This window comes from Cognatitamlana onchidii (genome assembly GCF_004804355.1).
Taxonomy (GTDB): domain Bacteria; phylum Bacteroidota; class Bacteroidia; order Flavobacteriales; family Flavobacteriaceae; genus Cognatitamlana; species Cognatitamlana onchidii.
The window spans coordinates 40,478-67,085 of the sequence record NZ_SRWZ01000003.1 but is presented as its reverse complement, the minus strand read 5'-3'; the positions used below and the strand labels follow the sequence as shown (position 1 = coordinate 67,085).

Here is a 26,608-nt window from a genome sequence, read left to right as displayed (position 1 = left end):
TAATAACTGTTTTTATTTATTATAACGTTTTCATCTATAAATGCATCATGCTTTTATTGTATGACTCATTTTTAAAAAACCACCACTAGTTTTTGATTAGTTTATAAACCTCATGAGCCCCTGTTTCTTCATTTACAATTTTAAGCAGGTAAATGCCATTTGGTAAGTTTTCAACAGATACAAATTCAGGACTATTATGAACTGAAAAGAGTGCTTTCCCTTGTACATCGTAAAGATGAACTTGGTAACTAAAACCATAGTTATTTATTAACCTTACCATGGTAGTACTCGGATTAGGTAACATCGTAATTAAAGGCAAATCAGAGCTGCTTTGACTCAATGTATCCAAGCCATCGCAATTTTCGTCTATACTGTTTCCTGGGATTTCTGTGGCAAGTGGATTTATGCTAGGGTTATTATCATTGCAATCAAACTCCGCAATAAACCCATCCCCGTCGTTATCCATTCCAGAAATTTTTCCTACTGAAAACGATTCGTTCACTTGCCCAACAAAGCAACGAGGTACCTGCGGAAACGTAGAGGTTATCACATAAAAGTAATCGAAGGTTTGTTCTCCTAAGGCAGTATCTAAAGTAATTGCAGAGGCCATTCCGTTACAGGCATCGAGATCGCCCAAACCCATAACATACTCATAGTCGTTTGTATATTTTCCTGAATACACACCACAAGGCGCATCGGTGCCATCTCCAGGGCGCTCTCCTTCTTTGAGCCTATAACTTGGTTTTAAGTTCTTTATATTTCCAGAGCTATCTGGTCCGAATTTGTATAGAATAGGAAAGCCATCTGCCGCCCAACCAATAGGAATCACTTCATCTACAGTTCTAGCGGAAGTAATGCCTTCCATCTCATGCTCTAAATATGAAAACATCTCACCATGATAATGATAGCCATGTTTTGTATTAGTATGAGCACTTGCGCAATCGAGTTTAACTTGATTGACCTCATTACCTTGATTGTTTGTAGGTTCAAAAACCCAATCCCAGTTATATTCATTAGTGTTTGGGTTACTATATACAAACGGTAGTGCTGGACCTGGAGAAAACATTACACCGTTCAATGCTACACCAAATGTAGTCGCCGGTCTTCCCGTAATTTGGTTAATAAGAGGCGTTATGGTTCCAGTGATAGTGGGATTTAAATCCATCTCTAAATCATGATAGCTTTGAGAGGGTATATTTCTTGGATTGTAGCAAAAATCATGATTAGGATAGTTATTACTATACACTTTCCTATTTGTATCTTCTTGATATTCATAATATACATTAGGACTATTGGGAGTGTCGCAACAACCAATATTAGAAAAGCTTAAATTGTCGGTAGCGCATGTGTTACAGTCGTCAATAGCCTGCTCTTCACCATTTAAAATAGCATCGTTACAAGACCAACCAGTTCTTATATTCTGCGCTTCTAACTTTAATCGCGCTAATACAGTTGCTTCCTGATTTGTTAAAAAATCGACTAAGTTATGTTCCTCTTTTAAATCATTTCCGAGGTTGTAGAATTCCACCTCCCCATTCTCGTTTTCAATTAGTTTGTAAGTATTATTCCTTATAGCCCAATATTCTACACCTCCGTTTATATAGTCCGAATAAATGTAAGGTCTAGTAATAGTATTTTCCATAGTTAAGGATGGTGCCAAACTATAACTGTTATAGATGCCACCTTCCAAGTCTTCTGATAATAATTCTACTAAAGTTGCGTATACATCATTTACTTGGGTAAGACCTGCCTCTAATTCCCCCCTACGTGTTACGCCTTTACCACTAATTATCATAGGTACTCGTAATCCTCCTTCATACATAGATGTTTTTCCATGACCATTCGGGAAATACTCCAAAATACGACCTGGCGTGCCATTATCTCCTAAAAATATTATTATCGTATTATCCCTCGTTTCTTCCGTCATACTATTTAGCAACTCCCCGATGTAATAATCCATAGACTCAATAGAAGCTAAGTATTTACCTCTATTTCCAGATAAATCTGTTTGAGAATAGGTGCCTTGGGGTGGAATATGAAACGGATTATGTGGTGCAATATGGGAGAGCCATAAAAACCATGGATCGCTTTGTTCTGAAATCCATTTTGTTGCAGAGTCTGTTAAATGTTTTGTAACATATTCATCAACGCTTACTGTTTGTCCATTTTCATCAGCTTTTTCCCAACTGTAATAGTCATTAACAATGCCAGCAATGATACCTTCAAAATAATCCAAACCATGTGCATAAGGATGGTTTAAATCGACTGGTCTTGAAATATGCCATTTACCTATTAAAGCTTTTACATAGGGTGTTGATACATTATTATTCAAGTAATTAAATAACGATTCGTGCGAGAGGTCTAAATTGTCTGGTACATTTCTAACACCGCTATTTATTCCATATTTACCACTTATAATGGAGGCTCTTGTTGTAGTACACTGTGGGGTGGCCCAAGTATTCAAATACGAAACACCGTTATCTTTTAATGATTGAATATATGGAGTTATGGGTTGCGTTGTACCAGATATTCCGTAGTCTGATGAGTTTAAAGCATCAATGCCTAAATCGTCCGCTACTATTATAAGTATATTAGGAGGAGAATCCACTTGAGCTAAAGCCCCTGTAAAGCTTAAAATATATAATGCGGTTAAAATACTGGATATTTTTTTTTGAATTAAAATAGTTGCTTTAAACATGTTATTTGGGTTAAAGTGTAATATTTAGAATAGGTTGGTTTTCATCTATTAAGAAATCTCGATACAAACCATCAAACCTGAGTTCTATAATATTTGATTGTTTAGTATTTACTTTGATGAGTGCCGTGTTTTTGATGCGAAGTGTATGAATTTTATTAAATTCTCCACTCAATTTAGAAGTCACTATAAAATGGTCTTGTTCTATCTTAAAGTCTGTTATACTCTGAGAACAGTGTTGATTATTTACAACGTAGACTGTATGTTTATATAAGTACGTTTGCAAATCTTCAATTGTAATATCTTGTGCCTCACCGTTTAAGTCTAAGGCCAAATCTGAAGCATCTAAATTTGCTATAATATACAGTCCTGTAGCATCTTTTGTTATGGTAAATTTAGCAATATTATTACCATGAAAGAAGCAAGCAAGTGTAAACGCGAAAAAAAACTTTAACATCATAAATTTAAATTGTTTAAATGTAGAAGATTTTAGAACTAACTAACACTAAGACCTTAAATAGTTGGAAAGGTTTAATCTGAATTATAATCCCCTTAAAAAAAGCGTACTATGACCAAACATCTACTTAGCTCACCTAAGCAGGTTTTCTAAACTTTATAGCTCCAATAAGTAAGATTGCTAAGTATATTAAGGCAATAATAGCAACATACTTGTAATCCATTAAATACGTAAAAGATAGGCTAAATAAGGCTGGCGCAATTGCACTTGCTAGCACCAAAAAACTCATGGACTTACCAGTAATGGCACCCAAATGTTTTCTTCCATAATACTTTGGCCACGTTACTGCATTTACAACAGCAAACAAACCTCCAAGTACCCCAAGCCCCAAAATGAGCAAATAAACACCAAACGTATAATTTAATAACCATAGGCCAACACAAGCCATGATACCGCTAATTAACATGCTATAAATATAAATTTTATGCTGCACATAATCGCTGGCTATATTTGCTACGGTAGAAACCACAATTGCAATTATAGAAATTGGAATAAATATTGATATCGCCTCTGTTCTAGTGTATTCATGGGTTTCAAAGATTGATACGACATGAAAAGTTAGCCCAGTAACAAAAAAACTATTAAAAGCCAAGATAAGGCCGATAATCCAAAAAGCTCGGGTTTGTTTAGCTTCTGCAAGTGTAAAGTCTTTTGGTTTCTCTATTACCATCTGCTTCTTGGAAGCCGTTTTCTTTGTTATTCCGTCGGTTTTCAAATTGTAATCTTCAGGCTTGTTTTTGTAAAATATAAGAATGATTATACAAAACCCCAGTATTGAAAAAGCCATGATTTGCCATGTATATTGCCAGTTATAAGATTCTATTAAACTATTAAGAAGTAAGGGAGAACTGGAGAATCCAAATGAAACGGCTATGCTACTTATGGAATTAATCTTTCCACGGTTTTTATCAAACCACATCATAATCATGTTACGCGAAGCCATGGTTAAAACCCCTTGTCCACTAAAACGTAGAATAAAAAAAAGGATGGTAATAATAATAAGGGTTACAAGGTTACTCTCTATATTCAGTATTTGCTTAACAGTATCAACTATGTATTCCGAAATTGAAAACAATAATAATGTCAATGCTAAAACTAAAGCAGCCAAAAAAGCAACATATCGAGCCCCTAACCTATCAAATAACACCCCTGCTTTTGTTACGAAAAATGCGCTTAGTAGGGTACCAAGCATATAAGCGCTACTAAACTCGTTTCTACTTAAATTTAAAGCATCTTTTACTGGGTCTGTAAATAACGAAACACCAACCGTTTGCCCCGGAATACTAAACAAAATTCCAACAGTGCCAAAAAGCAGAATCACATAACCATAAAAAAAGGGAAATCTATTGGGCTTAATAAGTGATGTGCGACGCTTAATCATGTCTTTTAAAAAGCACGAATGTATGATTTTATTCTTGTAAAATAAGAGACTAAAGTTTAAGTTTTATTAGAAATATGTATTTCAAAAAGGGTTTGGGTAAATTTCCTTGGCTTTGAATGAAATTGTATATTCGTTCTAAATTTTATTCATCGAAAGCGTCTATGTTCAAACACTTTTTAATTACTCGATTTAATCTTAGAAAGGAGGATTGGACCACCAATAAGCACAATAAACCCATTCTAACAGACGAATGGCATAGGAATCGTTTTAAATTATTTACAGATTATTGTTTTCCTAGTGTGATGTCACAAACAAATACTAATTTTGAATGGATCGTGTTTTTTGACAGTTCTACTAAAAAAGAATACAGATTAATCATATCGAAGTTAGATGAGCAATTCTTAAACTTTAAGCCTATTTTTATTGATGGGATGACTCAGTTTTTACCTTCAATTAAAACCTACATAAGTAACTTTAAAGAAAAGTACATAATTACCACTGGTATTGACAATGATGATTGTATAGGCAAACATTTTATTGAGGAGATTCAAAAAAGGTTTAATAATCAATATTTTATGTGTCTTGACTTCATAGATGGATATACTATTCAAACACAATCTGAAATTAAAGTTGGAAAGAAACTGCATCAATATAATCCTTTCTTATCATTATTTGAAATAAATAATAATCCTAAAACGATTAAGGATAGATCACATAGAAATTGGAAAAAAGAAAAGAATGTGCTTCAAATACATGGCGTAAGAATTTGGTCCTCCGTAATTCATCATGAAAATAAGGTTAACGAATTTACCGGGTATGGTCATACCAATTTAGATGATTTTTTTAATGAATTTGTAATTTCAAAACCCCAACAAGATTTTATTCAAAAACAAGCTATTCCCGTTAATAAATGGCGTCTGGAGAGTGCTATAAACTATGTGTCGTCCTACTGGAAGTTCTATTCAAAAAATATTAAAAGAAATTTAGGTTTTTACAACAAGAAATAGTTTTACAGTATTTATAGGTCCATATCCAAAATAGTCTGTATTCAGAATTATTTATTTGTTATTTACATGATTAAATGAAGTAGTAAATAATTCTTACATTTTAACAGTATCAAATATCATTTTATCCGTAAATTTATGAGACAAAACTAACGTCTCGTTTTATGAAATACCCTAGTAAATTGTTAATTACACTCCTGCTATTTGTAATTAGTATTCAAACACAGAACGCTCAACATTTAGAAACCAACAAGAACAGCGAAACCAAATATTCAAGGCTAAAACTAAGAGGTATTGGCCCTGCTTTTATGAGTGGCAGAATTGCCGATATTGCTATTAATCCAAATAATGAAAGCATGTGGTATGTAGCTGTTGGTTCTGGAGGCGTATGGAAAACAATAAATTCTGGTACCACCTGGAGCCCTATTTTCGATGAGCAATCCTCATATTCAATTGGGTGCGTTGCAATAGACCCTAATAACACCAATACCATTTGGGTTGGAACAGGTGAGGATGTTGGTGGTAGGCATGTCGGGATTGGGGATGGTGTTTATAAAAGTTTAAACGCTGGAAAAACTTGGATGAACATGGGCTTGAAAAATTCCCAACACATTTCAAGGGTTATAATACATCCGAATAATAGTAATATTATTTGGGTTACGGCACAAGGGCCGCTATGGAATAAAGGGGGAGAACGTGGTGTTTTTAAAAGTACAGACGGGGGTAACACATGGAAAAGAACTTTAGGAAATGACCAATGGACTGGAGCTACAGAATTAGTTTACGATTCTAAGAATCCCGATATTATGTATGCAGCAACTTGGGATAGGCATCGCACCGTTGCAGCCTACATGGGAGGAGGTCCTGGAACAGCACTTTATAAAAGTAACGATGGCGGCGACACTTGGTTAAAGCTTTCTAATGGTTTACCAGATAAGAACATGGGGAAAATAGGCCTCGCCATATCTCCGCATAACTCCAATGTATTATATGCAGCTATCGAGCTTGAACGTCGTAAGGGAGCTGTATACAAATCGACAGATCAAGGCCATTCTTGGGTTAAACAATCTGACGTTGTTAGTGGCGGAACAGGTCCTCATTATTATCAGGAATTATTTGTTTCACCGCATCACAAAAACCGTCTATATCTCATGGATAATACTATGCAAATCTCTGAAGACGGTGGTAAAACCTTTTATCGAATGAATAGGAAAAACAAGCATGGAGATAATCATGCCATTGCTTTTAGAAAAAATGATCCTAATTATCTTCTTGTAGGCACCGATGGAGGACTTTATGAATCGTTTGATTTAACCAAATCTTGGAAATACGTTGAAAATCTTCCTGTTACCCAGTTCTATAAGGTTGCTGTAGATGATACAAAACCTTTTTATAATATATATGGAGGCACTCAAGATAATAGTACTCAGGGAGGCCCTTCGCGAACTAATAGTATACAAGGTATTCAAAACAGTGACTGGCGCGTCATTTTAAACTGGGATGGTCATCAACCAGCTGTTGAACCTGGGAATCCAAGAGTTGTATATGCTGAAAGACAAGAAGGTACATTATCTAGAATAGATATGCATACAGGTGAAGTAGTAGACATTCAACCACAACCAGATGCTAACGAAAAAGTAGAACGTTTTAATTGGGATGCCCCTATTTTGGTAAGTCCGCATTCCCCAAAAACCATTTACTTTGCCTCACAGCGCATTTGGAAATCTGAGAACAGAGGTGATACCTGGAAAGCAATATCTAAAGATTTAACTAAAAATGAGGAACGATTTAGGTTGCCAATTATGGGTAAGCAACAATCTTTTGATAATGCTTGGGATGTGTATGCCATGTCTAATTATAATACAATTACATCCTTAGCAGAATCTCCATTTAAAAAAGGCTTATTATATGCAGGTACCGATGATGGTTACATAAATATTACCGAAGATGATGGTGCCAATTGGCAACAAATTAAAGTATCTAAACTACCTGGTGTTCCCGAAACGGCATTTGTGAACGACATAAAAGCAGATCTACACGACGTAAATACCGTTTATGTTGCTTTAGATAATCATAAATATGGTGATTTTAAACCCTATCTTTATAAGAGTAGTAACCGCGGTAAAACCTGGTCTTCCATTAGTAACAGTATACCCGAAAATCACCTAGTTTGGCGATTGGTACAAGATCATGTTTCACCAAATCTTCTTTTTATCGGAACTGAGTATGGGTTGTTTTTTTCATCTAATGGCGGTTCTAATTGGCAACCGTTAAAAGGGAATGTCCCTACCATTTCATTTAGAGATTTGGCCATACAAAAACGCGAAAATGATTTAGTAGCTGCATCCTTTGGAAGAGGATTCTATATCCTTGACGACTACTCCCCTTTAAGATATATTTCTGGTAACGAATTAGAAGATAAATCGGTTCTTTTTCCTGTAAGGGACGCATGGTGGTATATTCCGCGTTCTCACTTAGGCTTTGATAAGGACAAAGGAAGTCAAGGAGATTCTCACTTTGTGGCGCCTAATCCTGACTTTGGAGCGGTATTTACATATTATTTAAATGAGGTGCCTGCAGCATTAAAAAAAACCAAGCAAAAAAAAGAAAACCAGCTAAAAAATAGCAATGTCCCTTTTCCTAACTGGGAAGCCTTATCTGATGAAATGCTTGAAAAGGATTCGCAAATACTTTTTGTTATTAAGGACGGCGAAGGTAATATAGTTAGAAATATACTAAGTAAAGCGAAAAGCGGTATTAACCGTGTGTCTTGGGATCTTAGATATCCCAACTTATCCCCTGTACTATTGAACCCAAAAACCGATAAAAGCAAGCCTGGGCTTCTCGCCCCGCCAGGAGCATATAATGTTACCATGTACGTCTCAAATAACGGTAGTTTTAAAGCGCTTTCTGAACCTGTTGAATTTACTATTAAACCATTGTATCAGGAATATCTAAATGAAACAAATCAAGAAAAAACTTTCAAGTTTTGGAGATTATACGAAGATATAGCACGACAAATTTATGAGTTCGATTTAAAAATGTCTAAAACCAAAAAACAAATTAAAGCCCTTCAGTTAGGTGTTACCCGCAGCCATGCCGAGTCTCAGACCATATTAAACCAATTAAATGATGTCGATAATAAATTAAACATATTACAGGTTTCTCATTATGGAAATTCAGCAAAGAAAGAAGTAGGTGAAAAAACCAAGCCTACAATCAGTCAAAGATTATCTTCAATTTACAGAGGTTTAGAACGTTCTACATATGGCCCTACAAACACGCATGAAGAACAATTAAACATAGTGATAAAACAACTTAATACCTCTCAAAAAACGTTAAATGATATTCAAACAGACATTGAAACCATTAGAACTGTCTTACAATCTTCAAAAAGCCCATACATTGAAAAGTAAACATAAAAGCCCTTTAAAAAAGGGCTTTTATAGTAAAAGTACTGAATAAATGTTTCTTTTTAATGGCTAGCAAAGAACCAATTACTTTATGTTTCATTTTAAACTTATACCAAAGCAAAAATAGCTTTATTTGGTAGTATTAAAAACATCATTATTATTCTTTCTATAGACTATTTTAACCACACGCAAAACTATCTGTAAACTTAGTCCACCCTTACTATAGAAAACCTTATTATTCCTGCATCAACCTCAGATTTCTGGAGTATTCCTTGTTGGTAATAGTAATAGCTCTCTTTGCCTGTGTGAGACTTTTTTTTATAGGCATGTTCAGAAATCTTTTCCATTTGATGAAACTCAGCATGCTCCTCTGCATACACTGTTTTAACTGCAACCGGTTCTTGAAAAACAAGTTGTATTACACTATTTTTAATATCTGTTTCAATCGTTTTTGATAGCTTTTCATTTGAGTAAAAATTATAAACCCCTTCTTCTAGTATCGTTCTAACCTTTGTCTTATCTTTTCCCCTAACAGTAATATGTGCATTAGCGTCTTTTAAAATACCATCAACATACAAAACATCGTATTTATAAGAAATGGAAAAGTTGATCAGGAAACTGTATTCAATATTAGTATGACTTTTATAGTTTATAACGTTGCCTTTGGTAACCTTTGTTGCTTCTAAGGTACCTAAAAGTTTGTCCTGATAGATCACATTAAATAGATGATGCTCTGATTGTGCTTGAATAAACAGAACAAAGAGAAAAGACATTATATTTACAACAACTCTCAAATTCAAATAGTTTAGTATTTATGCTAATAATAACAAGCAGTTAATCACCAGTTTTAAGAAATGAAAATAATAAATAGAAATTAAATTGTAGTTTAAAAGCAAATGTGAATCCTTATTTTAAGCATTTTAGTCAATAACAACCCTTAAAACGATAAAAGCACCTTTTTCAAAAAGGTGCTTTTATTATGTTTATGTATTCTGAATTTTGTTTACAGTGTATTCTCTGTTTGACTTAAGATAATATCTCTTTTGGCTACAAATACTCCTTTCTTTTCTTCCAGTTTAAGAATGTTATTGGTAATTCCTTGTTTAACCATTCTTTTACGACAAATTTTTGAAAGTTTTGGATCGTCGTCAAAAAGGTACACAGGTAAAACGTATTCTTTTTTATTAGGCTCTTTAACAACTGGGTGTATGTGCATTAGTTTTCTTTGAGATAAACGTTTTCCTGGCACAAAAGTATAGAACGTATATTGCCCATTTTTATTGGTTTTAATCCATGTTCTATGGTGAACATAGCGCTTTTTACCTTCTTTAACCATTTCATAGCTCCCTCTCTCATTAGGTTGCTCTATATACAATATAACATCTTTTGCTGGCGTAACACCATCACTTAGGTAAATAGTTCCAGTAATTTTTAATTTGTCTTCCTTTGTATCGTAGTCAGGAATAGTACCAATATTACTTAAGGTCTTATTTGCGTAGTCATAAAAAGGATTCTTGGAATTTACACTCGATGCTATATCTTGAGCTAAAAGTGTACTATTAAATGATAATAATAATCCTAAATACAATATAAAACTAAATGTTCTCATGGGGCTTTGTTTTATTAATCGATTCAAAACTAATTGATTACTTAATAAGTAGAATAAAAAACCTTATGAACAAACAAATAAAACGTTGAAATGAAACCGGATGCAAAAATCGACGACCAACTACCAACTTACCTATCTTTATACACGTAAATAGCCTGTAACACCCTAACTATGGCAAGTTATTAGCTTAATCTTGTACTATAACCCCAGAATAACGTATGGGGAATCTTGAACCACTTCTAACAGTAATATAGGTATTTAGATTAGGGTAAATCGTAATATTTACTTCAAAAAGTTCTCCCTGAGATTTGTTTTTCGCTTCCATATAAATATCGTACCCCTTATTCTTGTTTTCTTTTTGCTGAAAATTTTTATAGGTACCCGAAAGCTCAATAGCAGTATCATTCCCACCATATCCTATGTTCATTTGTCGCTCACCAAAATAAGGTAAATATGAAGTAATACTATCTTTATTAATTTCTAAAAAATTAGAGTTTCCTATTAAACTAATAGAACTAGCGGTACTACCTTGTTGAGTTAAGAAGGCATTTCCTATTTGTTGCATGGCATTTGTAACCATTGGATAGGCCCAGTCCGATTCAATTCTAAACTGCTTACTTTCAATTATAGTATTTAAACGATCTGTTTCGGACTCCGTTACTTGATCCTTGGTAGATTTGCAAGACCATATAAAGCATATCATAATCACTAGATACTGAAGAGGTTTCATAGCATACCAATTTAACACGAAGGTATAAAAATTGAGTTTAATTTATATGAAGATTATGTTAAAACCCCTTTGACTTTATAGAATGATAACGCTACTCATTAAGAATATTACTAATAGCCCCTATCCAATCATCCATACTGGTCTTATTAGTGTCTAACGCTAAGTTTTTATTACCATAAGGTTTGTACATCTCTAAGTTGGTTACAGAAAAGAATCCAAGAGTTGGAGCCAAAGAAGCGCTTGCTAAATGCATAACACCATTATCTGCGGCTATGAATATACTTGTGTTTTTTATAATGGCTCCCATTTCTCTAAGATCCTTACTATAAAAATTGGGGGCTTTAAAATTTATTTTTGAAATATTTTCAATCGGAAGCATTTCAATAATATGATAGTTGGGGTATTCTTTAAGCAGTCTAGAATACAATGTATTCCACCATGTTTCAGAATAACACTTATCGCCTGTAGCGTTGGTATAAATGCAAATTGTTTTTTTACTATTATCTCCCACAACATCATTTAAAACCTCTTTTCCTTTTTTAAGTTCCTCCTCACTCAATTTAATATCTAGCCTAGGAACCTCTTTATTTTCAAGATCTACTCCCAAGTTTTTCAAATACAAGCGCAAATTATAAACGGGATAAATAGACATATGTTGGTAATCTTTCATGCCTTTAAACCGGGCCTCATCAACGTCACCAAAAATTTTGAATTCAGCCTTAGCCAACTGTGTGAGCAGTCTTCCTGAGGAAGAAGTTCTGTCGCCGTTTATTACAAAATCATAGGCTTTTTTTCTAATAGAAAACCAACAACTTATATATTTAAACAAATGACTCCATGGTTTTTTAGGCAACTTAATAATGTCTACCACTTCTTTATAGTTCTCAAAAACGGGATGCGCCACTCCTCCCTTAACAAAAAGATCCACTTCACAATATGGAAATACATCGATTACTTCTTGAACCAAAGGGGTTAGCAACAATTGATTTCCTAACCTATGGTTGGGCCTTATTATTAGTACCTTCTTAATTTTAGTCACATCGCATGAACCATACTCTGGCTCTTTGTAAGATCCACCAACACTTTTGGCGAGACTCCATATTACCGTTCTTCTAATTTGGTTAATCTGTGACTTAAAAGACATTTAAATATAAATTTTGAATAAAGTGACGCAAAATTACAAATTAACAACCAATCTTAAACATCAATAAATCTTAGTTTTTTTTAAGATTTTTTATTCTCTGTGCAACCCTTGAGTTTTTCCGCTGTCTATAATAATAACTTAAATAATAAAACTATTTTTAAGATTATTTAAAAGCTAGCCGTTTCGATTGGAAACCAACATGTTATATACACACAAAGAACTTATTGAAAAAAGTAAGTTAGGTGATAGGACTTCGCAATATGAGTTATATGAACTTTATGTTGATGCTATGTATAATGTAAGTATGCGAATGATGCGAGTTAAAGAAGATGCCGAAGATGTATTACAGGATAGTTTTGTTGAGGCTTTTAATAATATGTCGTCCTTTCGCTATGATAGCACCTTTGGTTCCTGGTTAAAACGTATTGTGATTAATAAGAGTATTAATCAATTGAAGAAGAAAAAGATTCTGGCTGTACCTATAGAAAACGAAATATATCACATAAAAAACGATGTTAAAGATGAAGACACTTCTATTTACGATATAAAAAAGGTAATTAAGGCAATAGAGCTTTTGCCAGCTGGTTACCAACAAATAATAAACTTGTATTTAGTTGAAGGCTTTGACCATGTTGAAATATCAGAAGTATTAGGAATATCGACCTCTACTTCGAAGTCACAATACCATAGAGCAAAGAAAAGATTAATTGACATAATAAAAACGCTATGATGGAAAATTTTGAAACATATGTAAGAGAAAATAAAAGCGCTTTTGATAAACACAGGCCCAATAGAGATAAGCTTTGGTCAAATATTGAAGCCAAATTGGAAAAACCAGATGCACCGCCTAAAGCCATAAAACTTTGGGAAAGCAAAATCTTTAAAATCGCCGCAGTTCTAGTAGTTGCCTTAGGGGTGTTTTCATTGTTTACTATTGTATCATCTTCTACTGCAACCAAAGATCAATTTGTTTCCCAAGAACTATTAGATATCGACACGCACTATCAAGGGCTAGTAGCTTATCAAGTAGCGTTAGTAAAAAAGAATTCGAAATTAACCGATGCTCAAAAAAATGAATTTTTATCGTTTATGGATGATCTAGATAGCGAATATGATCTCCTTAAACAAGAACTTGGGGAAAATATCGATAATGAACGTGTTTTAGAAGCAATTGTAATTAATTACAAAAAGCGAATTGAGTTAATTGAAAGACTTTTAAAACAGCTTAATAACACGAATAAAACAAACGACACCGATGTATACACTTTATAAAAAAGCAATATGGCTTATAATGGTGCTTATTTGTGGCACTCTATATTCTCAGGAAACTTTATCTAAAACCATTGAAAAATCATTTAAGTTATCTAATGCAGGAGAATTGCATATCGATAACAAACACGGAAACGTATCTTTTAAAGGATGGAAGGAAAACAGGGCAAAAGTTTCTATTGAGGTTAAAGTCTCTCATAAAAAAAAGGAAAGTGCTCAAGAGCTTTTAGACCGTATTCAACCCGACATTAAAGAAGCTGGAGATTTTGTAAGTATTACATCCTTAATATCCAATAAAAATAAAAGTACCATTTCTAGTTATTTTAAAAAGGTAAACCCATTTGAATTTGATAAAAGTAACCTAGATATTAACTACACTATTTATTTACCTACAAATACTGAAATCGATATTACTAATAAGTTCGGGGATGTTTTAATTGAGAATTGGACTGGTAAATTAAAAGCTAACGTTGAACATGGCGACCTTTGGATATTGGAGAATCTAACTAATGCAAAAATTGCTATGAAGTTTGGTAAACTGCGTGCCAATGTCATATCATACGGTGTTGTTAACCTGAAGAATGGCGAAATGGATTTATCCGATTCTGAGAATTTACTTCTCAATACAAGCGGTTCTACGATTGAATTGGAATCAATTAATGATTTAGAAATTCACTCCAGTAAAGATGAAGTTTCTATTGACACTCTTAATAACTTAATTGGACAATTAAAATATTCTGACATGACCATAAACGCTCTAAAAACAAAAACAGATTTAAACATGAGCGTATCCGAATTTCGCATTAATAGCATTATGTCCTCAGATGCCGATGTAAAAATCATTCAGGAATCTTCAAATATCCACATAAATATAGCTAATGCCTCTTTTAAATTTAGGGCTTATTTGGAGGAAGGCTTGCTAAGACTTCCTAAAACCTTTGAAAATATTAATAGTACTTTAATTGATAAAGGAGATAGAATTCGTGAAATCACAGCTACTTATGGTCTTGACTTAAGCGGTACATTTGATTTTAAGGGTGAAAAAGGAGTTATCATTCTAGATGATTAGAGCCTTTTATACTTACGATAACTTCATATTTTATTCAAAAAAAACAAACCTAAAATGAGGCTTAAAAAAATAAATGCGCCAAAATATGCAACTCTATCATCATTAAGTTGTCTATACTATTAACTAACATCAAAAAAAGAACACTAATGAAATTTCATTACACCTTATTAATAATCGCGCTCATAACTTTTAAAATAGTTGTAGCGCAGGAAAATGAAACAGATTACATTGAGTTTAATGACCGCAATAACACGGTACATGGTGTATATCTCGGTTTGGGTTTGCACTATGGTAAAATTGACCAGGCAGACACGTATTTAACAAGCTTTAAAATAGCCTATGTTGCCAATCAGGAATTTGAAATTGGATTAATAGGAAACGGGTTTTATACAGATTTAAACAGGCAAGGTCTTGATAACCATGATAGGGATATGGCTGGTTTTTATGGAGGGCTACATTTAGAACCAATATTTTTTGGAAAATCAAAATTTAGTTTGTCCTTACCTCTTCTTGTTGGAGGTGGTGCTGTTGGGTTACTCTCAAATAAGTGGTATAATGAATATGATGTAGACGATGACGACTTGAAAGGTGTCTTTGTTGTAGAACCTGGAGCGAGTCTCTTATACAATCCTTCCAGATACATTCAAATCGAAGCCGGATTTAAATATAGAATTTCTAGTAGTTTGAATTTTAGACCCGAATATGACATTAATAATATAAACGGGTTTTCTGTTGGTATAGGTGTCAAGCTTGGAGTCTTTAATATGGGAAGAAATAGATACAAGCAAAAACTATAAAATAAAAACAATGAACAATCATAAAAATGCATTAAATGCCATTCATGTAGTTTCTAAAAATAACACTGTTTATATAAAATCAAGTAATAATTGCAGTGAATGGTACGCTATTAATTTTCAATGGATTCCTGTAAATAAACTTGAAGAAACCTTAAATCATTAGAGACGCTCATCATCATCAAAATCAATCATCATGAAAACGAACAGACATTATATCGTTTTAATTGTCATTTCATTTTTCTTATGCTCATGCCACGAGGAAAATATTGGAGTTTACCCAGACGATTCTATAAGCTTTAAAGATATTGTAGTTGAAAATTATCACTCAATAGAAATTGCAAATAACGTTAGTGCTTTTATAACTTTTTCTGATACCGAAGAATCGATTACTATTGAAAGCAATTCCAACCTTCAGGACTTGATTGTTGCAAAAATCGCTAACAATACGCTTACAGTGAAACTTAAAAATAACATCCATTTAAAAAGTACACCTACACTAAACGTCTATATTACAACTAAATCAATTGAAAACATTAAGGCTGCAGCCGACTCTAATATTAAACTAGAGAATACTTGGATTGCAAATGAAGCTCACATTAATATTACGGCAGATAGTAATTTTACAGGTCCAATAGATGTAAATACACTAAATTTAAAGGCAACGGCCGACGCGCAAGCGGATTTATATGGCGACGTAAATTATTTAGATGCCTTTCTCTCGGCTGACGCAGCACTCATAGATTATGACTTAAAAGTCCATGATTTAAAGCTCAAAATGACAGCGGACTGTGTAGCTAATTTAACGGTTAGCCATACCATTAGTATAGATGCTGTTGCCGATTGCACCTTAAATTACAGAGGCCATGCATCCATTATACATAAACGCTTAAAAGCAGATTCAAAAATCAGAAAAATGAATTAAACTCATAAGTGCAAAACCTTTACGCTACTTTTTAAGTGCTGGCTTTGCGCTTTTACTCTGTTTTCCTTTGTATAAGGCATTTAAAGAAAGTGCCACAATAATCAGGGCTATACCTAAAACACTCCAGACGGTGTATATTTCACTAAAAAGAAAGACACCTAACAAGACCGTAAATATAACCTCTAAGTACTTTAATGGAGCCACCTGATTGGTTGAAGCGACTTGGAAAGCTTTAGTCATAAACAGTTGTCCGAAATATCCAAACACTCCAAGTCCAAATAACATAAACCATTCATATCCCATAGGTTTCATCCAACTACCTATAGAAGCCATCCCTCCTACAATAACTGAAATAATCATAAAATAATTTACCACCACCACTGGGTGGTCTCCCTTTCCTATTTTACTAAGAACCACATAAACTAAGCCACTAAAAATAGCTGAAATAAAAATGAGCACTAAGCCCAATATACTTAACTGACCATCAAGCCCTTTTAAAATTAAAACACCGGTAAAAGCAACACCAAAAAACAGCCATTGTAAGGGTTTAACCTGCTCTTTTAAAAACAAAATAGCAAAAACAGAGGCAAATATAGGCGCCATATAGCGTAATGATACGGCCGTGCCAATAGGCAAGTACTTGGTGGCCATAAAAAAGAAAGACATGGAAGTAACACCAACCAAACCGCGAATAATCAATAATTTTCTATTATTTCCTAAAACTGGGATATTATTTTTAAGAAGAAAACCTAAGGTAAAAAACAAGGACCCCAAAGCCCTAAAAAACACAATTTGAAAGGCTCCAAAATGCGTTAAGTGCTTAACAATACCGTTCATACAAGCAAATGCCAAAGTACTTACTAACATGAACTTAATGGCTGTTTTAACGCCCATAGCCTCTTAGTTTAAAAGTCCTCTTGGTATTAATAAAATAAACACCTGTCAGCAAAACGATAGCCGCTACTATGGATTGGATTGAAATATATTCATCTAAAATCCACCATCCAAGCACCATTGCAATTATTGGGTTGACATAGGTGGACGTGGCTACCTTTTCTGGTGAAACTACTTTTAGAAGGTAATTAAACGATGTAAATGCAATAATGCTTCCGAAAATAATGAGTCCTAGCATAGACCATTGAACTTCTTGATTCCAGGTACTCGGCAAAGACCAAGATTCGCCTAAACACAAACTAACAACAGCAAGCATTATGCCCCCTGTTAACATTTGGTATCCCGTATTTATAAAATAATTCTTTGGTAAATCTGCTTTTCCAACAAAAATACTGGCATATGCCCAACTTAACATACAAGTAAAAATGGTAATCATACCTATAACTTGTCCTTCTTGACGTATAAGCTCTTGTTGGCTTACAAGTAAAAAAATACCCAAAAAGCCAAGTATAACCCCTATATAAGACATGGTAGCTATTCTTTTACCTTGTATAATCCGCATCATGATTAAGACCACAAGAGGTTGTGCAGAAATTTCTAAAGCGGTAAACCCACTATCTACATACTTTAGTGCCCATACCACAGCCCCATTTCCATAGGTTAGAAATAAAAAACCGGCTATAGTGGTGTTTTTTAGTTGTTTTAAGCTGATTGACAACTTTATCCCTAATGCCTTGGCAATAATAAAAATAATAACGCTAGCAACGGTAAACCGAATAGCGGCCAAAAAAAAAGGCGGCAACTGTGTTACCGCTATCTTGTTTAATAAATATGTAGAGCCCCATATAACGTAAATAGCAAAAAAAGCTAAGACAATTAGAATGGTTTTCCTAGGTATACTCATAAGTGTCGACTCAAAAAAATAATATAATTACTATAAAGAATTATAGCTTTTTTACTTTCACGGCGTTCATTCCTTTTTGGCCACGCTCTAACTCGTAAGTAACTTTATCATTTTCTTCAATAGGCTCTAAAGTACCACTAACATGAACAAAATACTTTTCTTGGTTAACGCTATCAATAATAAAACCAAAACCTTTTGAGTGATCGAAGAAAGAAACCTTTCCTTCTTTAGCGGCTGGCTCCTCTTCTATTCTATCTTCTTTTTTAGGGATTCCTAATTCAATGCTTTCGGCTTCAACTTTTTCTCTTAATGCAGGATCTGGCGGCGTGTCGGTTAAATTTCCATTAAAATCAACATAAGCAAATTGAATTCCTTGAGGGTTTTCTTTGGCCTGCGCGCGTCTAGCCTCTTTCCTTTTTTGCTTTTCTTCTCGTTTTTTTAATCGTTTTTTCTCTTTTTCAATTTTGTTAAATGTCACTTGCGATTTTGCCATAGTTTAAAATATCCTGCTTTTTTATTTGAATTAATATTAGCGTAAAGATACGCCTAATATTTGGCATGCTATAATAATCAAAGGATTATATAAACCTAAATAAGTAGCTTTAATAAGCGTTAGTATTTAAAATTTAAGGATAATAAAAGTTATGAAAGCATAATTAGCTAAGAAAAAAGATACCGAAAGCATCAATTTAATCCTCTGGCGGATACCCATGAATCTGCTCAAAAACCTCATCAAAATTACTTCTTAAATAAGAATTTAGTTTTTTCCTATAATCGCCTTTTAACCATTCTACGAAATTGTACGTACTTTTACTAATGCACTTAGTATAACGCTTAATCCTGAAATCAATATCATCCCCTAGCATTTTGGCTAAAGCCAATGCATCATATACGTCCTCGCTATTTTCAATACAAATCTTTCCATGTTGTTCGATAGATCGTTCTAAAACAACTTTTGAAGACTCCCCGTTTCTAATAGAATCTACATAAGTCTTTTGAATATCAAAATGAACGTCTTTCGATTTTCCAAATTCAGCGCGCAATTCGTCTGGCATTTCATACCTAAAATTACTTTCTAGGTCTTCATCACTTAAAATAGAATCGAGATAATAGGTAGGCGATTTAAAAATACGCTGCCAATCTAAGTCATCTCCCCAAGGACCAAATCTGTGAAAATTATTTCCTAAATCAATTACTGAAAACGTTTTCTTGTCTTTTAAAATACGAGATCCACGACCTATCATTTGATAATACAAGGTCAATGATTTTGTCGCCCTATTTAAAATAATGCTTTCAACAGAGGGTTCATCAAACCCAGTTGTTAAAATACTTACTGAGGTCAATATCGCATCGGGTGTATTTTTAAACCAATCTAAAATAAGCGCACGCTCTTTTTTTGTATTGGTATTATCTAAATGAGCAATTTTATAACCAGCACGCCTAAAGGTATCATACACATGAAGAGAGGTGTTAATACCATTATTAAAAATTAAAGTTTTCTTACCCTTAGATCGTTCTTCATAGGCCTGAAGCAACTTGGATAACATATCGTTATCTGTATATAAATCTTCAGACGATTTTACTGTATAATCACCATTAGCTCCTACAACCAACGAGGTTAAACCCACATTGTAGGTAAACATTTCAGCTCGTGCTAAAAAGCCATTTTCAATAAGTGATTCAATGCTTTCCCCAACAATTAGCTCGTCGTAATTATCAGTCATAGGAAGCTCTATACTCGAACTTAAAGGCGTTGCTGTTACTCCTAAAATAAAGGACTTACTAAAAAATTTAAAAAGCTTTGTAAATGAATTATAATGCGCCTCATCAATAATAACTAAACCTATATCAGAGATATCCAATTTGTCATCATTAAGCCTGTTGTTAAGAGTTTCCACCATGGCAACGAAACAACTATACTCATTTTGGTCGCTTAAATCTGCCTTACTATCAACAACCTTGTTATGAACACCAAACTCTGTAAGCATATTAGAAGTTTGCTTACACAACTCAATTCTGTGCGTCATAACCAGTACCTTCTTTTTATGATGCTTTAAGTATTGCCTAACGATTTCAGAAAATATAACTGTTTTACCCCCGCCAGTAGGTAACTGATAAAGCAAATGGTAATCACTAGGAGATTCTTCAAAGGCTGTGAATATTTTATTAATGGCTCCTTTTTGGTAGCTATATAAATCTTTACCTTCTTTCCTTTCTTCTAATTCTAATTCCGTTTTTACGATAGACATACTTAACTTTTTGTGACGTGCAAAAATAACATCTTTAAAAGGTTTATAGGTAATCTTAACTTGGAAAATTGTAAAGGAATATTAACAAATAAAGAAATGGGATATTTAGCTCCTGTTATTTGCTAAATTTTCATTTCATAAAGCTCATGTAATGCTGTATTTTTAATTATAAGATGATGACACGTACTATTTAGATCTGGTTTCCGCCTTTCACAAGGATTAAATTTTGAAAACATTCATGGAGTGCAAAGTAATTCATACTTTTATCGTTTAAAATTATCACTTATGAACATTAATGATAAATCTGGTGTTGAACGTTATGCCGCTAATTCTGACAGATATAATTCCATGACCTATAATCGCACAGGTAAAAGCGGTATATTATTACCTGCCATGTCTATTGGGTTATGGCATAACTTTGGGTTTGTAGACCCAATTCAAAATGGACGTGATATTTTAAGGACTGCTTTCGATTTGGGCATTACACATTTCGATTTAGCTAATAATTATGGTCCTCCTTACGGTTCGGCCGAAGAAAATTTTGGAATTATTTTTAAAAAAGACTTCGCTAATTATAGAGACGAATTGTTTATTGCAACCAAAGCCGGATTTGACATGTGGCCTGGGCCTTATGGAAATTGGGGGTCTAAAAAATATTTAGTAGCAAGTTTAGACCAAAGTTTACAGCGTATGGGGCTCGACTACGTAGACATATTTTATCACCATAGACCTGATCCCGATACGCCACTTGAAGAAACCATGGGAGCCTTAGCCGATATTGTAAGACAGGGTAAAGCGCTCTATGTTGGAATTTCTAATTACCAGCCCAAGGAGACACAACAGGCGGCTGAAATTTTAAAAGCTTTGAAGGTACCTTTTATTCTGCATCAGGCTAGGTACTCCATGTTTGATCGTTGGGTTGAGGATGGTCTTCTTGATACTCTAAGCGAAAACGGTGTGGGATGCATTGCTTTTTCACCTTTAGCGCAAGGCATGCTTACTGATAAATATGTAAATGGCATTCCAGAAGGATCAAGAGCTTCCAAAAGTTTAAGTTACTTAAATTCTGATACGGTTTCTAATAACTTGTCAAGAATTCAGTCTTTAAATAATTTGGCATTGGAAAGAGGGCAAAAATTATCACAAATGGCTATTGCTTGGATTTTGAGACAACCGCAAGTAGCATCAGTTTTGGTAGGGGCTAGTTCTTCTAATCAATTGAAAGAAAACGTAAAGGCCTTGGATAATTTAGAATTTTCATCAGAAGAATTAAAAGTTATCGAAGACATCATTACTTAAATTTGTTGCGTACTATTTTTAAGCTTTTTTTAATTACGATACTCGACGTTATTTACAGTTTTTATATTAAATAAAAACCTTTCTTTACTATTTTTTGCCCCCTATTTAAGGTCTAAGTCCAAAAGAGAAAATTCTAGTGCATGGCCTGTTTCAATCTGTCATGCCGAGCAAACAAAAAAACTTACTCTTCTTTAACAACAATTACGGTAGCCTTAACTCCTGTAGCTAAGTTCCATTGATTATGGGTTATAATAGTTCCTTGATCATCAATCACTTTAAACTCTGCCGTATTGGGTCCTGATTCTCCTTGATTTAATGCCACAAAATCAATTTTATTAAAGCCAGGTTTTAAATTAAGTGTAAACCCCTTAAAACCACCAGTTAAATATACCCTAGGATAAATGATATCATCATTTACTTTAACCTGAATAAGATCGCCGTCAGTATGTCCATGATCGCGATAAACAACGTTAACCTTACTCGCCGAGCTTTTAAAATCGCCAAGGTATTGATCGGTGGTACTCCCGTTTCTTTTTTCCACCTCTTCTTTACTTAATCTAATATTATCTAGTGATCTATTTATTTTGTCGATATATAATTCGCCAGGATTGGCAAATTCTTCCTCAGGAAACATTGAAATTTCCTTTTTATCAAAATCGAGGTTTGTTGCTGTTTTAGGGAAATTTAATCCTAGGTTAGGATTATCCTTTGCTTCTGGTAAATCTGGTTTTACCTCTGGTTGTGCTTCAGGAACTTCTGAAGCGGGAATACTAAATGACCTATTCTTACTATCAATTTGGGCCGCAATAGTTAGTGAGAACAGCATACATATTATTAACGCTATTGTAGGTCTCATCATTTTTTTGTCCATTTTTTAAGCGAATCACTTAATATTCTACAAAGATATTTGTTTCTTTCAAATACCTGGGATTAGCTTCATTTTTTTAATAAGGGTTTAACAATAACTGTTCCATGATTTTCATTCAGGCATCATTTCTATAGCTAAGTTAGTTTTTAATAAAAAAATGTTAAAATTTGTTAAATAGCTACTTTGTTATGCATAGTACTGTAACAAAGTAATTTTTGATTCGTCTTCATAATATAACAATCAAAAAACAACAGTTATTAATTAAAACCAAAAATTATGAGAACTTTAAACAACAATCAATTAACAGCAAGCCCAAAAGGAACTAAAAGTAACAAATGGAACTCTAAAAGACGATACAGATAATCCATAAAATCTATTTTTTCATCATCAATCAAAATTCAAACGTTATGAGAACTTTAAATAGCAATCAAATTTCAGAAAAACTACATGGCACAAAAAGTCATCAATGGAACACAAAAAGGCGTTACAGATAAGTAGCGCCTCTAAACTACGTCTTGTTCAATTATTAAAACAATAACAATGCAACCTATTATTAAAATATCAAAACGTGTAAATACGATTACTCAAAATCACCTAACTTCTCCTAAACGCATTATAAACTGCTTTGATTCGAATATAGAAATTTGGAGAGGCAGTAAACGTTACGCGCACTAAATATAAGCTTATGGTATTGTTTTTGTGATTCTTAGTCATATTAACATTAAACTATAACTTATGAGACATTTAAATCGAATTCCAGAAGTAAATGCGGGGTCTATGGCAGACATCGCATTTTTATTACTTATTTTCTTTTTAGTAACTGCAACTATTTCTTCAGATGAGGGGATAAATAGAGTGCTACCCAGAGAATGTCCAAATGTAGAGGATTGTTTTGCAGACATACACGAAAGAAACATTATGAGAATTTTAATTAATAACAAAAATCAAATAATGGTAAATAATAATTTGACTGATATAGGCCATCTTAAGAATCGAACCTTAAGTTTTTTAGACAATAATGGCGATGGGACCTGCAATTATTGTTATGGTAAAAAAAATAATAAGGATTCTGATAACCCTAATAGCGCCATTATTTCATTGAAAAGCGGGAAACTCACTAATTACAAGACATATATTTCTGTACAGAACGAGATTACAAAAGCTTACAATCAATTAAGAAATCGTTACAGTATGACTATGTTTAATAAGTCTTACCACAAACTAGAAGCCAGTGATAAGCAAAAAGTAAAAAAAGCCTACCCAATGAAAATTTCTGAGGCCGAAACTAAGTGAAACCTAGTATTTTGCTAAGCCGTAGCTAATGCGTACTGGTCTTCTACCCCATTCCTTGGCAGCTTTGATATTTAGCCCCATGTAAATATCAATGCGGTTTTTCCATCTAGAATGCATTTTATCTTTTACCCAGTATACCCCTTCAAGTCCATCAATCTCAACAGGGGTATTATGCTTTAAGCCAAGTTTTAATAAGTCCCTAGAAACGGCGATGCATTTCATACCAGGTTTTAAAGTATCACCAAAAGCAGTTATATTGGGATTGCCGCTTGTTTGGCTTTTTACCGAATTATAAGCTGTTGCCGTCACTTTCTTAGAATTCCATATATAGTCTTCCTTTAAAGTCTTAGATGTATCGTGTTTACACCCAAAAGTAAAAATAAGTAACGTAATCAAGTAAACTTGTTTATTCATGACGCCACAAATAACTAATTAATACAGTAATATATCTTTTAAAACGATTTCAAATCGATCTTTTGGCAAATAGCCTTTTTCTAATTCGTTAGCAAAAGGAATAGGAGTTTCTAAACTGGCAACGCGCCTAATAGGCGCATCTAAATACTCAAAACAATGTTCTACCACCAAAGCCGAAATATCACTGGCTAGCCCTCCAAAAAGTGAATCTTCTTGCAGAATTATTAATTTTCCGGTCTTTTTTACAGAATTATAGATAGTTTTAGTATCTAGAGGTTGTAGCGTTCTTAAATCAATAAGTTCTGCAGATATTTCAGGGTTTTCACCAAGTGTATTCGTGGCCCAATGTACCCCCGCACCATAACTTACCACGGTAATATCTGTTCCTTCGCTTAGTATAGCCGCCTGACCTAACGGCAACGTATAATAATCTTTAGGGACATCTTGATATACGGTTCTGTATAACCCTTTATGTTCAAAAAAAAGTACGGGGTTAGGATCATTTATACTAGTATTTAGCAGTCCTTTAGCATCATAAGGGAAGGCAGGATAAACAACTTTAAGTCCGGGTGTTTTGGTAAACCATGCTTCATTTGTTTGTGAATGAAAAGGACCAGCTCCTAAATCACCTCCACAAGGCATTCTTATAACCAAATCGGCATTTTGCCCCCAGCGATAATGACTTTTAGCCAAGTAATTTACAATTGGATTAAACCCCGAAGAGGCAAAATCGGCAAATTGCATTTCTACAACACTCTTTATCCCTGCTATAGATAGCCCCATGGCCGTTTCTACAATGGCCGATTCGCAAATAGGGGTATTTCTTATACGTTCCTTTCCGAAGACATCAACGAACCCCTCGGTAATTTTAAACACGCCACCATATTCAGCGATATCCTGACCCATTATTACCATGTCTTGATACTTGTGCATACTCTGGTTTAAAGCTTCAGAAATAGCATCAATAAACCTTACCTTAACAACTTCATTGGACGGTCTAATATTAACATTATCAAACTTTTGAAACACATCATCTAATTCAAAAGATTCATTAAAATCAATCACTGGTTCCTCATTTACCGCTGCCAAATGTTCATTAATTTCATCAGATATTTGCTGCCTAATAGTATCAATTTCTCCCAAATCTATGATATCCTGCTCTAACAAAAAGCGTTCGTAATTTATAATCGGATCTTTTTCTTTCCAAAAATCTAAGAGTGTCTCTGGTACATATTTAACACCACTCGCTTCCTCATGGCCTCGCATTCTAAACGTTTTAAACTCGATTAAAACAGGCCTTGGGTTTTCCCTAATGGATTGTGCGATATCACTCATATTTTTATAGATTTCAATAATGTTATTTCCATCAATAATATGAGACTCCATGCCATAACCTATTCCTTTATCGGCAAGGTTTTGGCAGTTATACTGTTCCGAAGTTGGTGTCGATAAACCATACCCGTTATTTTCAATACAGAAAAGAACGGGTAACTGCCATACCGAAGCTACGTTAAGCGCTTCATGAAAATCACCTTCACTCGTACCTCCTTCACCTGTAAATACCACCGTAACTTCGTTTCGGTCTTTTAATTTTGAAGCCAGAGCGATACCATCTGCAACACCTAATTGAGGACCTAAATGGGAAATCATACCCACAATTTTATATTGGTGCGTACCAAAATGAAAAGACCTATCTCGACCTTTTGTAAAGCCAGAAGCCTTACCCTGCCATTGTCCGAACAACCTGTATAAGGGAATTTTTCTGGTGGTAAAAACTCCCAAATTTCTATGCATGGGAAGTATGAACTCATCTGGCTTCAACACCATGGTTACCCCAACAGCGATAGCTTCCTGCCCTATTCCAGAGAACCATTTACTTATCTTACCTTGTCTTAATAAAACTAACATTTTCTCTTCAACCATTCGTGGTTTAAGCATGTTTTCATACAAGTCAATTAAGATATTTTTATCAAGATCTTCTATTAAATAATTCATTTTAAGGACTTTTAATTCACAAAAAACAAGAGTTATGCATCTATCAAATATAGCATAATAAATACAGAAGCATACCAAACTAAATAACCTTTAATCCTGCGCAAATTATATGGTTTTTGTACATTTGTTTTTATCTCATCAT

At 33.9% G+C, this 26,608-nt stretch carries 24 protein-coding genes; 10 read left to right on the top strand and 14 right to left on the bottom strand.

Features of this window, described 5'->3' with window-relative positions; genetic code table 11:
* Positions 1-85: 85 nt before the first annotated feature.
* From E5D58_RS06575 to E5D58_RS06565, 3 genes are all read right to left on the bottom strand, one after another.
* Complete coding sequence (locus tag E5D58_RS06575) at positions 86-2,698, bottom strand: sulfatase-like hydrolase/transferase (protein WP_136481053.1); 2,613 nt, start codon at positions 2,696-2,698, stop codon at positions 86-88.
* A 10-nt stretch (positions 2,699-2,708) separates the two neighbouring features.
* A complete protein-coding gene (locus tag E5D58_RS06570; RefSeq protein WP_136481052.1) occupies positions 2,709-3,155 on the bottom strand; it encodes a DUF6702 family protein in 447 nt (148 codons plus the stop codon).
* A 133-nt stretch (positions 3,156-3,288) separates the two neighbouring features.
* Positions 3,289-4,593, bottom strand: coding sequence for an MFS transporter (locus E5D58_RS06565; protein ID WP_136481051.1), 1,305 nt, complete (start codon positions 4,591-4,593; stop codon positions 3,289-3,291).
* Positions 4,594-4,709: 116 nt separating this feature from the next.
* Here E5D58_RS06565 and E5D58_RS06560 point away from each other — a divergent pair, with 116 nt between their 5' ends.
* Complete coding sequence (locus tag E5D58_RS06560; protein ID WP_136481050.1) at positions 4,710-5,600, top strand: glycosyltransferase; 891 nt, start codon at positions 4,710-4,712, stop codon at positions 5,598-5,600.
* Positions 5,601-5,761: 161 nt separating this feature from the next.
* The gene (locus tag E5D58_RS06555) at positions 5,762-9,013 is read left to right on the top strand and encodes a VPS10 domain-containing protein (protein WP_136481049.1); all 3,252 of its coding nucleotides are present in this window, start codon (positions 5,762-5,764) and stop codon (positions 9,011-9,013) included.
* Between the two features lie 203 nt (positions 9,014-9,216).
* On the opposite strand, the gene E5D58_RS06550 is transcribed toward E5D58_RS06555, so the two are convergent.
* The 4 genes from E5D58_RS06550 to E5D58_RS06535 all read right to left on the bottom strand — a co-directional run bounded on the left by E5D58_RS06550 (position 9,217) and on the right by E5D58_RS06535 (position 12,493).
* A complete protein-coding gene (locus E5D58_RS06550; RefSeq protein WP_168796643.1) occupies positions 9,217-9,804 on the bottom strand; it encodes a DUF6134 family protein in 588 nt (195 codons plus the stop codon).
* Between the two features lie 209 nt (positions 9,805-10,013).
* A complete protein-coding gene (locus tag E5D58_RS06545; protein ID WP_136481047.1) occupies positions 10,014-10,619 on the bottom strand; it encodes a hypothetical protein in 606 nt (201 codons plus the stop codon).
* Between the two features lie 187 nt (positions 10,620-10,806).
* Positions 10,807-11,349 (bottom strand): DUF4251 domain-containing protein, encoded by a 543-nt coding sequence (locus tag E5D58_RS06540; protein WP_136481046.1) that lies wholly within the window; start codon positions 11,347-11,349, stop codon positions 10,807-10,809.
* A 91-nt stretch (positions 11,350-11,440) separates the two neighbouring features.
* Positions 11,441-12,493 carry a glycosyltransferase family 9 protein gene (locus E5D58_RS06535; protein ID WP_136481045.1) on the bottom strand — a complete coding sequence of 351 codons (1,053 nt, stop codon included), beginning with the start codon at positions 12,491-12,493 and terminating at the stop codon, positions 11,441-11,443.
* A 199-nt stretch (positions 12,494-12,692) separates the two neighbouring features.
* Here E5D58_RS06535 and E5D58_RS06530 point away from each other — a divergent pair, with 199 nt between their 5' ends.
* The 6 genes from E5D58_RS06530 (at position 12,693) to E5D58_RS06510 (ending at position 16,550) form a co-directional block, all read left to right on the top strand.
* Entirely contained in the window at positions 12,693-13,223 is a 531-nt protein-coding gene (locus E5D58_RS06530) for an RNA polymerase sigma factor (RefSeq protein WP_136481044.1), read from the top strand.
* Positions 13,220-13,765 carry a hypothetical protein gene (locus tag E5D58_RS06525; protein ID WP_136481043.1) on the top strand — a complete coding sequence of 182 codons (546 nt, stop codon included), beginning with the start codon at positions 13,220-13,222 and terminating at the stop codon, positions 13,763-13,765. The genes E5D58_RS06530 and E5D58_RS06525 overlap by 4 nt, the downstream gene beginning before the upstream one ends.
* 19 nt (positions 13,766-13,784) lie before the next feature.
* Complete coding sequence (locus tag E5D58_RS06520) at positions 13,785-14,831, top strand: hypothetical protein (RefSeq protein WP_136481042.1); 1,047 nt, start codon at positions 13,785-13,787, stop codon at positions 14,829-14,831.
* A gap of 146 nt (positions 14,832-14,977) precedes the next feature.
* Positions 14,978-15,628, top strand: a complete 651-nt coding sequence (locus tag E5D58_RS06515; RefSeq protein ID WP_136481041.1) for a hypothetical protein — start codon at positions 14,978-14,980, stop codon at positions 15,626-15,628.
* 10 nt (positions 15,629-15,638) lie between these two features.
* Positions 15,639-15,791 (top strand): hypothetical protein, encoded by a 153-nt coding sequence (locus E5D58_RS14935; RefSeq protein WP_168796642.1) that lies wholly within the window; start codon positions 15,639-15,641, stop codon positions 15,789-15,791.
* 30 nt (positions 15,792-15,821) lie between these two features.
* Positions 15,822-16,550, top strand: a complete 729-nt coding sequence (locus E5D58_RS06510) for a GIN domain-containing protein (RefSeq protein WP_136481040.1) — start codon at positions 15,822-15,824, stop codon at positions 16,548-16,550.
* 24 nt (positions 16,551-16,574) lie between these two features.
* Here the strand turns inward: E5D58_RS06510 and E5D58_RS06505 are convergent, their stop codons facing one another.
* The 4 genes from E5D58_RS06505 to E5D58_RS06490 all read right to left on the bottom strand — a co-directional run bounded on the left by E5D58_RS06505 (position 16,575) and on the right by E5D58_RS06490 (position 20,597).
* Positions 16,575-17,444, bottom strand: coding sequence for a DMT family transporter (locus E5D58_RS06505; RefSeq protein WP_136481039.1), 870 nt, complete (start codon positions 17,442-17,444; stop codon positions 16,575-16,577).
* Positions 17,434-18,348 carry an EamA family transporter gene (locus E5D58_RS06500; protein ID WP_136481038.1) on the bottom strand — a complete coding sequence of 305 codons (915 nt, stop codon included), beginning with the start codon at positions 18,346-18,348 and terminating at the stop codon, positions 17,434-17,436. The genes E5D58_RS06505 and E5D58_RS06500 overlap by 11 nt, the downstream gene beginning before the upstream one ends.
* Before the next feature lie 40 nt (positions 18,349-18,388).
* Positions 18,389-18,841, bottom strand: a complete 453-nt coding sequence (locus tag E5D58_RS06495) for a cold-shock protein (protein ID WP_136481037.1) — start codon at positions 18,839-18,841, stop codon at positions 18,389-18,391.
* 196 nt (positions 18,842-19,037) lie between these two features.
* Positions 19,038-20,597, bottom strand: coding sequence for a DEAD/DEAH box helicase (locus E5D58_RS06490; protein WP_136481036.1), 1,560 nt, complete (start codon positions 20,595-20,597; stop codon positions 19,038-19,040).
* Between the two features lie 285 nt (positions 20,598-20,882).
* Between E5D58_RS06490 and mgrA the strand changes: the two genes are divergently transcribed.
* Complete coding sequence (mgrA, locus tag E5D58_RS06485; RefSeq protein WP_136481035.1) at positions 20,883-21,896, top strand: L-glyceraldehyde 3-phosphate reductase; 1,014 nt, start codon at positions 20,883-20,885, stop codon at positions 21,894-21,896.
* Between the two features lie 181 nt (positions 21,897-22,077).
* Here the strand turns inward: mgrA and E5D58_RS06480 are convergent, their stop codons facing one another.
* Entirely contained in the window at positions 22,078-22,722 is a 645-nt protein-coding gene (locus E5D58_RS06480; protein ID WP_235835861.1) for a hypothetical protein, read from the bottom strand.
* A 777-nt stretch (positions 22,723-23,499) separates the two neighbouring features.
* On the opposite strand from E5D58_RS06480, the gene E5D58_RS06475 reads away from it, so the two are divergent.
* The gene (locus E5D58_RS06475) at positions 23,500-24,057 is read left to right on the top strand and encodes an ExbD/TolR family protein (protein ID WP_136481034.1); all 558 of its coding nucleotides are present in this window, start codon (positions 23,500-23,502) and stop codon (positions 24,055-24,057) included.
* Positions 24,058-24,060: 3 nt separating this feature from the next.
* On the opposite strand, the gene E5D58_RS06470 is transcribed toward E5D58_RS06475, so the two are convergent.
* Both E5D58_RS06470 and E5D58_RS06465 read right to left on the bottom strand, forming a co-directional pair.
* The gene (locus E5D58_RS06470) at positions 24,061-24,471 is read right to left on the bottom strand and encodes a 3D domain-containing protein (RefSeq protein ID WP_235835860.1); all 411 of its coding nucleotides are present in this window, start codon (positions 24,469-24,471) and stop codon (positions 24,061-24,063) included.
* Between the two features lie 18 nt (positions 24,472-24,489).
* The gene (locus E5D58_RS06465; RefSeq protein ID WP_136481033.1) at positions 24,490-26,466 is read right to left on the bottom strand and encodes an alpha-ketoacid dehydrogenase subunit alpha/beta; all 1,977 of its coding nucleotides are present in this window, start codon (positions 26,464-26,466) and stop codon (positions 24,490-24,492) included.
* Between the last annotated feature and the right edge of the window lie 142 nt (positions 26,467-26,608).

What these genes read in the sequence shown, in the direction of transcription:
- E5D58_RS06575 (WP_136481053.1), bottom strand. Translation starts at nt 2,698, where the DNA reads ATGTTTAAAGCAACTATTTTAATTCAAAAAAAAATATCCAGTATTTTA.
- E5D58_RS06570 (WP_136481052.1), bottom strand. Translation starts at nt 3,155, where the DNA reads ATGATGTTAAAGTTTTTTTTCGCGTTTACACTTGCTTGCTTCTTTCAT.
- E5D58_RS06565 (WP_136481051.1), bottom strand. Translation starts at nt 4,593, where the DNA reads ATGATTAAGCGTCGCACATCACTTATTAAGCCCAATAGATTTCCCTTT.
- E5D58_RS06560 (WP_136481050.1), top strand. Translation starts at nt 4,710, where the DNA reads ATGAAATTGTATATTCGTTCTAAATTTTATTCATCGAAAGCGTCTATG.
- E5D58_RS06555 (WP_136481049.1), top strand. Translation starts at nt 5,762, where the DNA reads ATGAAATACCCTAGTAAATTGTTAATTACACTCCTGCTATTTGTAATT.
- E5D58_RS06545 (WP_136481047.1), bottom strand. Translation starts at nt 10,619, where the DNA reads ATGAGAACATTTAGTTTTATATTGTATTTAGGATTATTATTATCATTT.
- E5D58_RS06540 (WP_136481046.1), bottom strand. Translation starts at nt 11,349, where the DNA reads ATGAAACCTCTTCAGTATCTAGTGATTATGATATGCTTTATATGGTCT.
- E5D58_RS06535 (WP_136481045.1), bottom strand. Translation starts at nt 12,493, where the DNA reads ATGTCTTTTAAGTCACAGATTAACCAAATTAGAAGAACGGTAATATGG.
- E5D58_RS06530 (WP_136481044.1), top strand. Translation starts at nt 12,693, where the DNA reads ATGTTATATACACACAAAGAACTTATTGAAAAAAGTAAGTTAGGTGAT.
- E5D58_RS06525 (WP_136481043.1), top strand. Translation starts at nt 13,220, where the DNA reads ATGATGGAAAATTTTGAAACATATGTAAGAGAAAATAAAAGCGCTTTT.
- E5D58_RS06520 (WP_136481042.1), top strand. Translation starts at nt 13,785, where the DNA reads ATGGTGCTTATTTGTGGCACTCTATATTCTCAGGAAACTTTATCTAAA.
- E5D58_RS06515 (WP_136481041.1), top strand. Translation starts at nt 14,978, where the DNA reads ATGAAATTTCATTACACCTTATTAATAATCGCGCTCATAACTTTTAAA.
- E5D58_RS14935 (WP_168796642.1), top strand. Translation starts at nt 15,639, where the DNA reads ATGAACAATCATAAAAATGCATTAAATGCCATTCATGTAGTTTCTAAA.
- E5D58_RS06510 (WP_136481040.1), top strand. Translation starts at nt 15,822, where the DNA reads ATGAAAACGAACAGACATTATATCGTTTTAATTGTCATTTCATTTTTC.
- E5D58_RS06505 (WP_136481039.1), bottom strand. Translation starts at nt 17,444, where the DNA reads ATGGGCGTTAAAACAGCCATTAAGTTCATGTTAGTAAGTACTTTGGCA.
- E5D58_RS06500 (WP_136481038.1), bottom strand. Translation starts at nt 18,348, where the DNA reads ATGAGTATACCTAGGAAAACCATTCTAATTGTCTTAGCTTTTTTTGCT.
- E5D58_RS06495 (WP_136481037.1), bottom strand. Translation starts at nt 18,841, where the DNA reads ATGGCAAAATCGCAAGTGACATTTAACAAAATTGAAAAAGAGAAAAAA.
- E5D58_RS06490 (WP_136481036.1), bottom strand. Translation starts at nt 20,597, where the DNA reads ATGTCTATCGTAAAAACGGAATTAGAATTAGAAGAAAGGAAAGAAGGT.
- mgrA (WP_136481035.1), top strand. Translation starts at nt 20,883, where the DNA reads ATGAACATTAATGATAAATCTGGTGTTGAACGTTATGCCGCTAATTCT.
- E5D58_RS06480 (WP_235835861.1), bottom strand. Translation starts at nt 22,722, where the DNA reads ATGCTGTTCTCACTAACTATTGCGGCCCAAATTGATAGTAAGAATAGG.
- E5D58_RS06475 (WP_136481034.1), top strand. Translation starts at nt 23,500, where the DNA reads ATGAGACATTTAAATCGAATTCCAGAAGTAAATGCGGGGTCTATGGCA.
- E5D58_RS06470 (WP_235835860.1), bottom strand. Translation starts at nt 24,471, where the DNA reads ATGAATAAACAAGTTTACTTGATTACGTTACTTATTTTTACTTTTGGG.
- E5D58_RS06465 (WP_136481033.1), bottom strand. Translation starts at nt 26,466, where the DNA reads ATGAATTATTTAATAGAAGATCTTGATAAAAATATCTTAATTGACTTG.